The following is a 14330-nucleotide window of genomic DNA, read 5'->3' as shown; positions in this document are numbered from 1 at the left end:
GGCCCCGGGCGCTTATTGCGGAAGCCAGACGCGGCACAGCGACAGCAACTTGTCGACGTCCAGCGGCTTCGAGATGTAGTCGTTGGCGCCCGCGTCCAGGCATCGCTGGCGGTCTGCCGGCATCGCCTTCGCAGTCAGCGCAATGATGGGCAGCTTCTTGAATTCGCTGCGCTTGCGGATTTCCTGCATGGCCGCGATACCGTCCATCTCGGGCATCATGATGTCCATCAGCACCAGGTCGATGTGCGGATGGCGGGCCAGCACATTCAGCGCCTCGCGGCCGTTGCGGGCGATCTCCAGATGCGCGCCCAGCGGCTCGATCACCTGCGACAGCGCAAAGATATTGCGCACATCATCTTCGGCCAGCAGGATACGGCGGCCTTCAAAGGCGGAATCGCGCTTGCGCGCCTCCTTCAGCATGCGCTGCTGCTCGACCGGCAGGTCGGATTCGACGCTGTGCAGGAACAGGGTGACTTCGTCCAGCAGCCGCTCGGGCGACCGCGCGCCCTTGATGATGATGGACTTTGAATATCGGCGCAGGCGCTGCTCTTCGTCCGAAGTAAGCGATCGCCCGGTGTAGACGATGACCGGCGGGAAGCTGTGCTCCGGGTTGTCGCCCACCTTCTCGAGCAGGTCGTAACCCGAGCCGTCGGGCAGCACCAGGTCCATCACCATGCAGTCATAGGTCCTGGTGCGCAGGCGTTCCAGCGCGTCGGCCACCGTGCCCACTCCTTCCAGTTCGACGTCCTGCGTCTGCAGCAGCAACTGGATGTTCTCGCGCAGCGCCGGGTCGTCTTCCACGACCAGGATGCGGCGCATGCGCTGGCGCAGCTTGGCTTCGAGCGACAGGATGGCCTGCGCCAGTTCATCGCGTGCCGACGGCTTGAAGGTGTAGCCGATGGCGCCCAGGAGCAGGGCGGTCTCGGTATGGTCGGCCACCGACACGACGTGGATGGGCAGATGACGCGTTGCGGGATCGCGCTTGAGGCGTTCCAGCACCAGCAGACCGGAGTTATCCGGCAGGCCCATGTCGAGCAGGATGCCGCTGGGGCGCAGCGTCTGCGCCAGGCGAATGCCTTCGGCCGCCGTATTGGCATGCACGCAATCGAAGTCCAGTTCATGCGCCAGGTCATACAGAATGCGCGCAAAGTCCGGATCGTCTTCGATCACCAGGATCAGGCGCGACCCGCGCGTCAGGTTGTTGCGGTCGTCGGCAATGTCTTCCGGCGCCATGACCACGGGCAGCGGTTCCGACGCCTTCGTGATGGGGCGGGGCTGCGACGCGGGCGTGTGCACACCCACCGATGATGTGGTGGTCGTGCGGGCGCGGGCGGACGGCGCCGGCGAACTGGCAGGCGCCGAGGGGGCGGACGACGCCGCCTTGGGCTCGGCCGGGTTCGACGCTTCGGCGCGTATCGCGACCGTAAGCGAGAATGTGCTGCCTTCGCCCGGTGTGCTGGTGACCGTGATCTCGCCGCCCAGCAGGTGCGCAAATTCCCGCGAGATCGACAGGCCCAGGCCGCTGCCGCCATACTTGCGGCTGGTGGTGCCGTCGGCCTGGCGGAAGGCTTCGAAGATGACTTCCTGCTGCGCTGTCGGAATGCCGATGCCCGTATCGATCACTTCGAAGCGCACGTTGTCGGCATCGACCGCTGATGCGCGCAGCACCACTTCACCCGCATCCGTGAACTTGAAGGCGTTGGACAGCAGGTTCTTCAGGATCTGCTGCAGGCGCTGGTTGTCGGTGACCAGGACTTCCGGCGCATTCTCGGCTTGCTCGATCCGCAGGCCGACCTTCTTTTGCGTGGCGACCGGCTGGAAGGATTGCTGCAGCGACGACAGCACCGTGCGCAGGGCAATCGGTTCCGGCGTGATCTCGATGTGGCCCGCCTCGACCTTCGACAGATCCAGAATGTCGTTGATCAATACCAGCAGATCGGTGTTGGACGAATAGATCGTGCTGGCATAACGCACCTGCTCGCTGGTCAGGTTGCCGTCCTTGTTATCGGCCAGCAGCTTGGACAAAATCAGCGAACTGTTCAGCGGCGTGCGCAGCTCGTGCGACATGTTGGCCAGGAATTCGGACTTGTACTGGTTGGCGCGTTCCAGCGTTTCGGCATTTTCGGCCAGGCGCTTTTGCGCTTCGATCAGGTGCCGCTTCTGGCGCTCCAGGCTCTGCGTGTGTTCTTCCAGTTGCACATTGGTCTGTTCCAGCTCGGCCTGTTGCGTTTCCAGGCGTGCCTGCGAATCCATCAGCGCGCGGCTGCGTTCTTCCAGTTCCTCGTTCGACACGCGCAGTTCTTCTTGCTGGACCTGCAGTTCCTCGCTCTGGCGCTGCGTTTCTTCCAGCAGTTCTTCCTGCCGCGTGCGGTACACCGCCGATCGCAGCGCCGCGCCGATGCTCTCCGCCGACGACTCCACCACTTCCAGTTCGTCGTTCAGATCAAGCTTGGCGGACATGAAGCCCAGTTCGACGGCGCCCACCACGCGGCCATCGGCCGTCAGCGGTGCAATCAGTACTCGCGACGGGGTGGCTTCGCCCAGGGCGCTGCCCACCTTCAGGTAGCCGGCCGGCAGGTTGTCCACGACGGCCGCCTTGCGGTCGGCCACGACCTGGCCCAGCAGGCCTTCGCCGACCCGCACCGTGGCCGGCGCGGCATTGTCCTCGGGCAGCGCCCATGCACCGGCGCGGCGCAGCACCTGTCCTTCCAGCACGTACAGCGCGCCCACCTTGGCATCCAGATACTTGGACATGGTGCCGAGCACCTTGCCGGCGATGTCCCGGGCGGTCAGTTCCCCCTGCATGTCCTGGCTGAACAGCATGCGCCCCTGCTGGATCCACGCCAGACGGCGCAGCGTGGCGCTCGACGTGATGTACAGGTGGGCGACAAACGCCAGCGACCACGCCGTCAGCGCGCCCATGACCCGATTGATGGCCGGGTTCCAGCCATTGGTCAGCGTCACGTTCGGCGAAATGAAGTACCCGATCAACAGCAGCACCGAGGCCGACGCCGCAACGTAGAAGGGCGTGTAGCGGTCGCTAGACAGCAGGCACACGATCACCGGCGCCAGATAGAAGATCCAGACCGCGATCCCCAACGGCGTCGCCGCGTCGGCGGCGAACACCGCGCCCAGCATGGCCAGGATGATGAAATACAGATGCAGCGGCTTCAGGTGACGCGTGGGATTCATTGGCAGTAATGACGCAGCGGAAATGACAGCAGCAGTGGATATGCCGCACACGCGTCAACCCTGAAGCAACTCTAGACAGTTGCCCAAGCCGGCGGCGCGGTTACGGGACGCTACGCATTGTATCGGTCCAATCCTCAGCCGGGGCGACCCTGGCCCAGGAGCACGTAACCGAACGCAATTACTGTTTCCGCCGCAGCTACATCTGCAGGTTACGTATTAATGCGCTTCGCCGGCTTCGGTGAATATGCGGCGGCTTGCGGCCAGGAGTTCGGCGCGCGGCGCGCCAAGCTGGATGGCCAGGCTGACTTGCAACGGCACATATTTGGTCGCTGACACCAGAACGGGGTGATCGCCTGTCTGGCCGGGCCAGACAATGGCCAGACAATGCGCATGATGCGGCGCGCTGCCGTTGTATTTGCTGACGACGGCGCCAGTTCGCATTTCCACGGCTGTGCCTGCGCGATGATCGATTTCAAACTGCGGCAGCCCGCCGAGAAACTGGATATACGGATGCAGCTCGGCCATGATGTCTCCCTGTGATTTCGATAATCCATGCTACTACTGCCTAGCCATTGATATCTATTGCATGCCCGTACGATGTGTGTCGGAATACCCTGCAGTCGCCATCCCTTGTCGCGCAGCGGCATTAACGTCATCCGCAGGAATGTGTTGGCATGAATTTGCGCCAGATGGAAGTGTTCAGAGCCGTGATGCTGACCGGCGCGGTCGGCCGCGCGGCAGAGTTCCTGCACGTCTCGCAACCGGCCGTGAGCAAGGTGCTTGCCAGTGCCGAAGAGCGCACCGGCCTGCGGCTGTTCGATCGCGTGAAAGGCCGGCTGATTCCAACGGAAGACGCCAAGCGCCTGTACGCCGAAGTCGCGCACCTGTGGGAAAAGGTCGAGAAGATACGCATGCTGTCGCACGATCTGGCCAATCCGGTCAGCCGGCGCCTGTCGGTCGTGACGTCGCCCAGCCTGGGGGTCAGTCTGCTGCCGCGCCTGATCGCGGACCTGCAGGCGCAGGAACCCGACCTCATGACCCGCGTCGATTTCCATGTGGGCGGCGACCTCGACCAAAGCGTGCTGGACCAGAACGCCGACCTGGCCGTGACCTCCTTGCCGATCGATCATCCCAACGTCTCGACGCTGGCGCGCTACGAATGCGCGCTGGTGTGCGTCATGCACCCGGATCATCCGCTGGCGGCCAGGCGGGTGATCGTGCCTGCCGATCTTATCGGCCACAAGCTGATCGAATTCCCGCACACCTTGTTCTATGGCCTGAGCCAGGCCCAGGTGTATGAGAAAGCACTGGACCGGCTGGATGTCAGCGTGGAAGTGCATGCCAGCCATAGCGCCTGTTGGTTCGCTTCCGCAGGCACCGGCGTGGCGGTGGTGGACGCCCTGACAGTGGCCGGAAATGCGTTTCCGGGCCTCGTCATCAAACCCTACAAGGTCGGCGCCAAGGTCAGGGTGCAGATCGTCCACAGCATGTTCTGTCCCCCCTCACGCGCTGGCATGAGCTTTGTCGCCGCGTTCGACAAGCGCTGGAAGACCATGGTCAAGGGCAACAAGGCAGGCTGACCGGCGCGCTACGACGCAGCGTGCTGCCCGGGGGCGGTGCGCTGGTCTGGCGGATGCTCCGGCGCCTCGTGCTGTTTGCTGCCGAAGGTCAGCGCATATTGGCGGGTAAATGCCGCGCCGAAAAAGAAGATCTGCGCCGAATAATAAATCCATAGAATCAGCGCGATCACCGACCCGGCCGCGCCATACGACGACGCAATCGACCCCTGCCCCAGATAAATGCCGATCAGCACTTTGCCCACGGTAAACAGCGCCGCCGTCACCAAAGCGCCGGAAATCACGTCCGACCAGGCGATGCGAGTGCTGGGCAGCATTTTGAATACCACCGAAAACAGCGTCACCACGACGCCGAATGCAAACACATTCGATATCACGCGAGCCGTCACGGCATAAGCCGACCCCTGCCACATATCGCCCCAATAATTCTGCAGCGCCGCCAGGCCTGCATCCACCACCAGCGACATCAGCAGGAACAGCGCCAGCACCAGCACCAGGCCGAAGGACAGCACCCGCGTGCGCATCAGGCCCCATGCGCCGGATTTCTTGCCGGGTTCCACATCCCACAATTCATCCAGGCTTTCCTTCAATTCATTGAAGGCGGTGGTGGACGAGAATATCAACAGGCCCGCCGAAATCATCGCGGCAATCAGGCCATTGTCGGAATGCTTGGCGCTGGCCAATACCGTCTGGATGACTTCGGCCCCTTGCGTTCCCAGCAGTCCCCGCATTTCGTTGACCAGTTGCGAGCGCACCGCCTCGTCACCAAAAAAGAAACCGGCCACCGCGATGACCAGCAGCAGCGTCGGCGCCAACGAGAACACCATATAGAGCGCCAGCGCCGCGCCCTTGCTGGACGCGCGATGCGTGGACCACCGTTCCGCGGAATCCAGGAACAGTTTGACGGCGACGTTCTGGCGGATCGTCTCGATCCAGGGGGGCAGTTTCATGGGGCAGTCAGAGCGTGGGGGTGTTGTTATTTTCGGCGGTGCGGGGTGATGCGTCAGCAGCAAAAACAATCCGACGCAATTGGCGATTGCCAGCAGCAGGGCTTTTTGATTCAATCGATTCACCAGTCCTTACCCCGGATTGGGTGGACCGTCCTACCCGGACTGCGCGCCACATCCCCCGACGCCCCACCCCTGGAGTCCCCGCCATGACCTTCCCACCTTCGGCCGCGCCGTCCGCGCCGCAGCCCGCGCTGCAGCCGGTCACGCTGCTCGTGACCCGCACCATCCTTCCCGAACGGTATGAACAGTTCCGCATCTGGATGCAGGAAGGCGAGGACCTGGCCGCGTCGTTTCCGGGATACCTGGGCTCCGGCGTGCTGGCGCCGCCGCCGGGCGGCAATGAATTCCAGATGGTCTATCGGTTTGCGGACGATCGCCAGCTGGCGGCGTGGGCCAATTCGCCCGAACGCCAGGCCTGGCTGCGGCGCGGGGAAGGGCTGGTGCGTACCAGCCGCGTGCGCCGCGCCATGGGGCTCGAAACCTGGTTTGGCGCCGGCCAGCGTCCGCCGCGCTGGAAGCAGGCCATCACGATCTGGATCGGGTACTTTCCCGTGTCCCTGATCTTTGCCGTCTTCCTTGCCGAACCGCTTGGCGCATTGCCGCTCTTCTGGCGGGTGCTGGTGAGCACGGCGCTGCTGACGCCTGTCATGGTCTTTGGCCTGATTCCTCTGGTGTCCAAAGTGCTGCGTAACTGGCTCGACCCCGACACGTCAAGAGCCGATTCCTCGGAAAACAACGGCATACGCGCCAGCTGAGCCCAGTAAGGGATCGCACTAGTCCTTGTTTAGGCCATTTGGAGTAAAACGGTCCTACGAGCTTCGTGGTACGACCTTATCCTGGCGTACCCGTAGTCGCCATCTTCATGATCAAGGACCACCATGAAAGTACTGACTGGGATAGTGGGCGCGGCAATGGTGCTGGCGGGGGCGTCGGCGCAGGCAGATCAGGCCGGATCCATTGTCGTGGGAGCAGGTTGGTATAGGCTGAGCCCGCAAGAAAAAAGCGAGCCGCTGCGCATCACATCGCCTTCGGCGATCGCGGGCGAGGTGCCCAATACCGGATCCAGCGTCGGCAACGCCAACACGCTGGGGCTGACGGTCGAATACTTCATCACTAACCAGATCGCCGTCGAAGCCGTGTTCGGCATTCCGCCGCGCTACCACTTGCAGGGCGCCAAGGCGCTCGAACCGGTGGGCGAGCTCGGTTCGGCCAAACAGTACAGTCCGTCGGTGCTGCTGCGGTATCACTTCGGTGAACCGTCGCAACGGCTTCGTCCGTTCGTGGGCGTCGGCGTGAGCCGCGTCTGGTATGGCAACGTGACGCTGACCGACCGGTTCCAGGGCGTGCTGTCCAGCCGCTACACGGGCGGCGCCACGTCGGCTGGCCGCACCGAAGCCGACATCGACAGCAAGTTCGTGCCGGTCTTCAACATCGGCGCGGGCTACAAGATCACCGAGCGCTGGGGCGTGGGCGTGTCGATGTCCTACCTGCCGCTGCGGACCACGATCAACCTCAAGACCACCTTGCCGACCGGCGCGGTGATCGAGAGCGAAACCAAGACCAAGCTGAACCCGATCGTGACCGTGGTCGGCGTCACCTACTCGTTCTGAGGCGGGCAAGCGCGTCGTCGGCCCGGATTTTGCTATTCTTCCCCTCAGCTCACACGGGGAGAGGGTCGATGCGCTTGACGCGCGCTTGTGGTGCAACAACGAACGTCCGTGGGGCGTGGTCCGGCATACGACGCCTTGTCCTGGTGGCCAGCCTGGCCGCTGTCGCTGTCGCCGGGGTGGCCTGTTCGTCGGGCGACCCCGATCACCGCACGCCGCTCAATAGCCCCCACACCGCAGACGCGCAGCGCGCCAATGCGATGTACACCGCATTCACGCAGCGCTCTCCCAAGTATCTCGATCCCACCAGCTCGTACTCGGTGGACGAGACGCCCTACACCTACAACATCTACGAAACGCTGTACGGCTACCACTATCTGAAGCGGCCGTATCAGCTGGTGCCGCGCGCCGCCCGTGACGTGGTGGAACCCACCTATCTGGATGCCCAGGGCAAGCCCTTGCCGGCCGACGTGCCCGGTGACCAGGTGGCGCAGAGTGTCTATGACATTCCGATCAAGCCGGGCATCCGCTTCCAGCCGCATCCGGCTTTTGCCGTCGACGCGCAGGGCAAGGATGTCTACCGGCACCTGACCGCGGCCGACCTGGAAGACAAATACGGCGTGCCGGACTTTCCGCAGACCGGCACGCGTGAGATGACGGCAGACGATTATGTCTATGGCATCCGCCGGCTTGCCACCACCCGCGTCACCTCGCCCATCTACGCACACATGACCGACTATATCGTCGGCCTGAAAGAATATGGCGACCGGCTGCGCGCGATCGACAAGGACCTGCGCAAGGGCCTGGACCCCACCAACCGCGACCTGCCGTGGCTGGACCTGCGCAAGTACGCATTCGAAGGCGCCGAGGCGCTCGATCCGCATACGCTGCGGATCCGCGTGAAGGGCAAGTATCCGCAGTTCAAGTACTGGCTTGCGATGACCTTCTTTTCGCCCATTCCGTGGGAGGCGGACCAGTTCTACAACCAGCCCGGCATGGCGGCCAAGAACCTGACCCTGAATTACTGGCCGGTCGGCACCGGCCCGTACATGCTGACGGAATACAAGGAAAACCGCCGGCACGTGCTGTCGCGCAACCCCAACTACCGGGGCGAGCCGTATCCGTGCGAAGGGTCGGAGGACGACCGCGCGCAGGGCCTGCTGGCCGATTGCGGCAAGCCCACGCCGTTCATCGATCGCATCGTGTTCAACATCGAGAAGGAAGGCGTGCCGCTGCAGGGCAAGTTCATGCAGGGCTATTACGACGTGCCGCAGGCAGATCGCGGTGAATACGGCGTGGCCTATCTGGTGGCGATTGGCGATTCGAAAGAGAAGGCGGCGCTGTTTGCCGACCGCGCCATCCGGCTGCCGACCACGGTCGAAACCCAGAACTGGTACATGGGCTTCAACTGGAAAGACCCGGTGGTCGGCAAGGGCGAAACGCCCGAGCAGCAGGCACGCAACCGCAAGCTGCGCCAGGCCATCAGCATTGCCGTGGATTGGGAAGAATACGTCACCATCTTCGAGAACAGCCAGGCGCAGGTGGCGCATGGCCCCTTGCCGCCCGGGCTGCTCGGGTACCGCGAGGCGCCCGAAGGGGCCAACCCCGTCGTGTATGACATCGACGGCAAGAGCGTCAAGCGCAAGTCGCTGGACGTGGCCAAACAGCTGCTGGCGGAAGCGGGCTACCCGGCCGGCCGCAACGCGGTCACCGGCCAGCCGCTGGTCCTGAATTACGACGCCATGGGCGGGGTATCGCCGGCTGCCCGGTCGCAGTTCGACTGGATGGTGCGCCAGTACGCCAAGCTGGGCATCCAGCTCGAGATCCGGACCACCGACTACAACCGCTTCCAGGACAAGATGCTGCGCGGCGTGGCCCAGATCTACCTGTGGGGCTGGAACGCCGACTATCCCGATGCCGAAAACTTCCTGTTCCTGCTGTACGGACCCAATGGCAAGGCGACGTCGGGCGGCGAAAACGCGTCCAACTACGCCAATCCCGAGTTCGACAAGCTGTTCGAGCAGATGAAGTTTCTGGACGACGGCCCCGAGAAGGAGAAGATCATCGAACGCATGACCGCCATCGTGCAGCAGGACGCACCCTGGATGTTCGGCTACTTCCCGAAGTCGGGCGGCGCCTACCACCAGTGGGTGGGCAACGGGAAGCCGACGCAGATGATCCGCAACAACCTTCAATACATCAAGCTCGACCCCGAGTTGCGCGCGCGCAAGATCGATGAATGGAACCGGCCGGTCTGGTGGCCGCTGATTTTGGTCGTGGCCGTCCTGGCGCTGATGATCGTGCCGGCCGTGCGCATGCTGCGCCGCCGGGAAGGCGCCACCGCCTTGCACACGGGCGAGGAGGGCCAGCCATGACCGCATACATTATTCGCCGCGTGCTGTACGGCGCGCTGATCCTGGTCGGCGTCAATCTGTTCACGTTTCTGTTGTTCTTTGCGGTCAATACGCCCGACGACATGGCGCGATTGTCGATCGGCGGCCGGCGCGTCAGCGCCGACGCCATCGAAAAGTGGAAGGTCGAGCGCGGCTACGACAAGCCGATGCTGATCAACCGCCAGGCCGAAGGCGTCAAGAAGGTGACCGACACCATCTTCTTTGAACGGTCGGTCAAGCTGTTCGCGCTGGACTTCGGCGCGTCCGATGCGGGACGCGATATCGGCTACGAGGTGCGGCAGCGGGCCGGGCCCAGCCTGGCGCTGGCCTTGCCGACCTTCATATTGGGCCTGATCGCCAGCGTCGCGTTCTCGTTGATGCTGGTGTTCTTCAGAGGTACCTACCTGGACTTCTGGGGGGTGGTGCTGTGCGTGGCGATGCTGTCGATATCGTCGCTGTTCTACATCATCGCGGGGCAGTTCCTGTTTTCCAAGACGCTGCGACTGGTGCCGCTGTCGGGGTACGCAGCGGGGCTGGACGCGCTGCGTTTCCTGGCCTTGCCAGTGCTGGTGGCGCTGATTGCCCGGCTGGGCCCGGAAGCCCGGTTCTATCGCGCGTTGTTCCTTGAAGAAGTCGGCAAGGACTACGTGCGTACCGCCCGCGCCAAGGGCCTGTCGGAACGGCTGGTGCTGTTCCGCCACGTGCTGCGCAACGCCATGCTGCCTATCCTGACGAGCACCATTGCCACCATTCCGCTGCTGTTCATGGGCAGCCTGATCGCCGAGTCGTTCTTTGGCATTCCTGGCCTGGGCAGCTTCACGATGGATGCGATCAACGCGCAGGACTTTGCCATCGTCCGGGCCATGGTGTTCATCGGTTCGGTTCTGTACATCATCGGCCTGATCCTTGCCGATATTTCCTACACGCTCGCGGACCCCCGCGTGCGGTTCGAGTAAACGGCATGCCCAAGATCGTTCTGCTGTGGACCGACATCGCCCTGTTCCTGCTGTTGCTGGCAGTGGCCTTTTACGCGTGGCGGGCCTATCGCTCGCCCAATTTGCGCGCCACGTGGGGCAAGGTGGCGCAGGATACGCCCGCCATGTGTGCGGCGGTGGTGCTCGGCGCATTCGTCCTAATCGGCGTGCTGGATTCCCTGCATTACCGCCCGCTGCTGCAGGCCGTCAAGGTCGAGGGCGCGAAAGGCGGCACGTCAGCGCGTGCCTACGCCCCGGTCACCAAGTCGGTGCTCGACGTGTTGCTCGAAAAGCCGGTGGCCGGGCGCGAAAAAACCTATTCGGCGCCGCTGGCCGTGCGCCAGTTCAACAAGGAATCGGTGCTGGTCGACGGCCAGCCGGTGCGCGACTTTCCGCGTTTGCGATTTGGCGGCGCGCACCTGAAAGACCCTGATTCGCAGTGGCTGGGCGATGTGCTGCGGCGCGGGCTGACCGGCCTGGTCAGCGGCGCGTTGGTGGCCTTCGTGGCGTGCCTGCTGGTGGGCGCCGCCATTTCCCATGTGCGCGGCCTGACGCCGCGCGCCACGTGGGACGCCATTGCCGAGCGCCGCACGCCCGTGCCCTGGCGAGCCATGATGATCACCTTCGGCATGCTGTGTCTGCTGACTGGCGTGGCCGCCTCGCTGTCGACCGGCTATCACGTCATGGGCACCGACAGCACGGGCAACGACGTGCTGGTGCAGACCATCAAGAGCTTCCGGACAGCGCTCATCATCGGCAGCCTGACCACGCTGGCGACCCTGCCGCTGGCCTTGTCGCTGGGCATCATGGCGGGCTACTTCAAGGGCTGGGTCGACGACCTGATCCAGTACGTCTACACCACGCTCACGTCGATTCCTGGCGTGCTGCTGATCGCGGCCTGCGTGTTGATGGTGCAAGTCTTCATCGACAACAATCCGGAAATGTTCGCGACCGGGGCCGAACGCGCCGACCTGCGCCTGTTCCTGCTGTGCATCATCCTGGGCGTCACGGGCTGGGCCGGGCTGTGCCGCCTGCTGCGGGCCGAGACGCTCAAGCTGCGCGAACTGGATTATGTCCAGGCCGCGCGGGCTTTCGGCGTGTCCAACACGCGTATCATGATCCGGCACCTGCTGCCCAACGTGATGCACATCGTGCTGATTACCGTGGTGCTCGAATTCTCGACCCTGGTCCTGTATGAGGCTGTGTTGTCCTACCTTGGCGTGGGCGTCGATCCATCGATGAATTCCTTCGGGTCGATGATCAACCTGGCGCGGCTCGAGATGTCACGCGACCCCATGATCTGGTGGAACCTGCTGTCCGCCTTCGTCTTCATGCTGGCGCTTGTGCTGTCGGCCAACCTGTTTGCGGATGCCGTCCGCGAAGCCTTCGATCCCCGCGCGCGCGCCTTCCGCCCCTCGTGGGCTCGCAAGCGCGTCACCCGGACGGTCCGCCCATGAACGCCATGATCCAAGATTCGCCTTTGCTGGATGTGAACGACCTGAGCGTCGTGCTTGATAGCGACCAAGGCCTGGTCCATGCCGTCGATGCCTTGCGTTTGACGATCGCCGAAGGCAAGACCTTTGCCCTGGTCGGCGAGTCCGGCTGTGGCAAGAGCATGACCGCACTGGCCCTGCTGCGCCTGTTGCCCGACGCCGGCCGTATCGTCGGTGGCCAGACCCGCCTGCAGAACGTCGACATCAATCGCCTGCCGGAATACGAGATGCGCAAGGTGCGCGGCGGCAAGATCGGCATCATCTTCCAGGAACCGGGCACCAGCCTGAACCCGGTCATGCGGGTGGGCGACCAGATCGTCGAGACCATCCACACTCATACCGCCTTGCGCGGCACGGCGGCGCGCGAGAAGGCCATCGACTGGCTGCGCCGCGTCGGCATCCCCGAGCCGGAACGGCGGATCGACGACTATCCCTTCCAGCTGTCGGGCGGGCAGAAGCAACGCGTCATGATCGCCATCGCGCTTGCCGCCGAGCCCGATGTCCTGATCGCCGACGAACCGACGACCGCGCTCGACGTCACGATCCAGGCCCAGGTGCTCAATCTGCTGGGCGACCTGCAGCGCGAACTGGGCATGGCCATGCTGCTCATCACCCATGACCTGGGGGTCGTGCGCAACATGGCGCACCACGTCTCGCTGATGTACGCGGGCCAGATTGTCGAGACGGCGCCGGCCGATACCTTCTTCGACCATCCGCGCCATCCGTACGCGCGGCTGCTGTTCGCGGCTTTGCCGGGCATGGACCGCCGCGGTGAAAAGCTCGCCGCCATTCCGGGCACCGTGCCGCCACTGAACCAGATCTTTACCGGCTGCCGCTTTGCCGATCGCTGCCCGGCGCACCAAAGCATCTGCGATGCCGCGCCACCGCCCCTGATCTGGACCGACGCGCACCATGGCGTGCGCTGCGTGCGCATCGACGCCATCGAAGCGTCCGCCAAGCAAGACGTGCACGGCAAGGAAGTCGTTGACGCCGTCCACGTTCCCGAACCCGCGCCCCTGGTCGTGCCGGCCCCGGCCAGCATGCCGCTGCTGTTGGTCCGCGACCTCAAGGTCTATTTCCCCATCCGCAAGGGCCTGCTGCGCCGGACCGTAGGCGTCGTCAAAGCGGTGGATGGCATCAACTTTTCGCTTGCCGCCGGCCGCACCCTGGCCCTGGTGGGTGAGTCGGGCTGTGGCAAGACCACGACCGGCAAGGCGCTGCTGCGCCTGCTCGACGGCAATGCCGACGTGACCGGCCAGGCGGCGTGGGAGGGCAGGGACCTGCTGACCGCCCGGCCCGCCGCGCTGCGCACCCTGCGGCGCGACATCCAGATCATCTTCCAGGACCCGTTCGCGTCCTTGAACCCGCGCATGCGCGTCGGCGAAATCCTGGACGAAGGTCTGGCCTCGCTGCATCCCGAATACGACCTGCCTGAGCGCCGGACCCGCGTCGCGCGCCTGCTCGATCAGGTCGGCCTGCGCAAGGACGCCGTCGACCGCTACCCGCATGAATTTTCGGGTGGACAGCGCCAACGCATCGCCATCGCCCGCGCCCTGGCGGTCGAACCGAAACTGATGGTGTGCGACGAGCCGACGTCTGCGCTGGACGTGTCGGTCCAGGCCCAGATCCTGAACCTGCTGCACGACCTGCAGGCAGAACTCGGCATGGCCTACCTGTTCATCACGCACAACTTTGGCGTCGTCGAATACCTGGCCGACGACATCGCCGTCATGCAGGGCGGCCGCATTGTCGAAGCCGGCTCGGCCGAGCAGGTCCTGCGCGACGCCCGCCACGACTACACCCGCAAATTGCTGTCCGCCGTCCCCCGCTTCGAGGCAAGCGTCGCCTGAAATCGGCTATAGTTACGCGCTCGGCGCCACAGCGCGCCGACGTCAAATGGGTGTGTGGCCGAGTGGTTGAAGGCACCAGTCTTGAAAACTGGCGAACGGCAACGTTTCGTGAGTTCGAATCTCACCGCACCCGCCAAGAATCTGCAGTTGAAAACAAAACGCCGCTGAATCAGCGGCGTTTTGTTTGGCTCGGACAGCGGTAATTTCGCGTTTCGCTGCGTTAGCGTGAATGCT

The 14330-nt window shown here is 64.0% G+C and carries 10 protein-coding genes and 1 tRNA gene; 8 read left to right on the top strand and 3 right to left on the bottom strand.

From position 1 onward, the window contains the following. Positions 1-12: 12 nt before the first annotated feature. A complete protein-coding gene (locus tag IE116_RS06600; RefSeq protein WP_189610868.1) occupies positions 13-3192 on the bottom strand; it encodes a hybrid sensor histidine kinase/response regulator in 3180 nt (1059 codons plus the stop codon). 216 nt (positions 3193-3408) lie between these two features. After that, positions 3409-3717, bottom strand: a complete 309-nt coding sequence (locus IE116_RS06595) for a hypothetical protein (RefSeq protein WP_189610866.1) — start codon at positions 3715-3717, stop codon at positions 3409-3411. A gap of 149 nt (positions 3718-3866) precedes the next feature. On the opposite strand from IE116_RS06595, the gene IE116_RS06590 reads away from it, so the two are divergent. After that, the gene (locus tag IE116_RS06590; protein ID WP_189610864.1) at positions 3867-4772 is read left to right on the top strand and encodes a LysR family transcriptional regulator; all 906 of its coding nucleotides are present in this window, start codon (positions 3867-3869) and stop codon (positions 4770-4772) included. Between the two features lie 8 nt (positions 4773-4780). Here IE116_RS06590 and IE116_RS06585 read toward each other — a convergent pair whose 3' ends face one another. Then, positions 4781-5719: a YihY/virulence factor BrkB family protein gene (locus IE116_RS06585; RefSeq protein ID WP_189610862.1), complete on the bottom strand. Its 939-nt coding sequence runs from the start codon at positions 5717-5719 to the stop codon at positions 4781-4783. A 206-nt stretch (positions 5720-5925) separates the two neighbouring features. Here IE116_RS06585 and IE116_RS06580 point away from each other — a divergent pair, with 206 nt between their 5' ends. The 7 genes from IE116_RS06580 to IE116_RS06550 all read left to right on the top strand — a co-directional run bounded on the left by IE116_RS06580 (position 5926) and on the right by IE116_RS06550 (position 14232). Next, positions 5926-6534, top strand: a complete 609-nt coding sequence (locus IE116_RS06580) for an antibiotic biosynthesis monooxygenase (protein WP_189610860.1) — start codon at positions 5926-5928, stop codon at positions 6532-6534. A 123-nt stretch (positions 6535-6657) separates the two neighbouring features. After that, the gene (locus IE116_RS06575) at positions 6658-7389 is read left to right on the top strand and encodes an OmpW/AlkL family protein (RefSeq protein ID WP_189610858.1); all 732 of its coding nucleotides are present in this window, start codon (positions 6658-6660) and stop codon (positions 7387-7389) included. Positions 7390-7457: 68 nt separating this feature from the next. Further along, positions 7458-9761: an ABC transporter substrate-binding protein gene (locus IE116_RS06570; RefSeq protein ID WP_189610856.1), complete on the top strand. Its 2304-nt coding sequence runs from the start codon at positions 7458-7460 to the stop codon at positions 9759-9761. Beyond that, positions 9758-10735, top strand: a complete 978-nt coding sequence (locus IE116_RS06565) for an ABC transporter permease (protein WP_189610854.1) — start codon at positions 9758-9760, stop codon at positions 10733-10735. The genes IE116_RS06570 and IE116_RS06565 overlap by 4 nt, the downstream gene beginning before the upstream one ends. 5 nt (positions 10736-10740) lie before the next feature. Beyond that, complete coding sequence (locus IE116_RS06560; protein ID WP_189610852.1) at positions 10741-12210, top strand: ABC transporter permease; 1470 nt, start codon at positions 10741-10743, stop codon at positions 12208-12210. Between the two features lie 5 nt (positions 12211-12215). Next, entirely contained in the window at positions 12216-14096 is a 1881-nt protein-coding gene (locus tag IE116_RS06555) for an ABC transporter ATP-binding protein (RefSeq protein WP_373303037.1), read from the top strand. Positions 14097-14144: 48 nt separating this feature from the next. Then, a tRNA-Ser gene (locus IE116_RS06550) sits at positions 14145-14232 on the top strand. Positions 14233-14330 lie beyond the last annotated feature (98 nt).

Source organism: Pigmentiphaga litoralis, assembly GCF_014651835.1.
GTDB lineage: Bacteria > Pseudomonadota > Gammaproteobacteria > Burkholderiales > Burkholderiaceae_B > Pigmentiphaga > Pigmentiphaga litoralis.
Note: the sequence above shows the minus strand (reverse complement) of the source record. Positions and strands in the feature narration are given on the sequence as shown.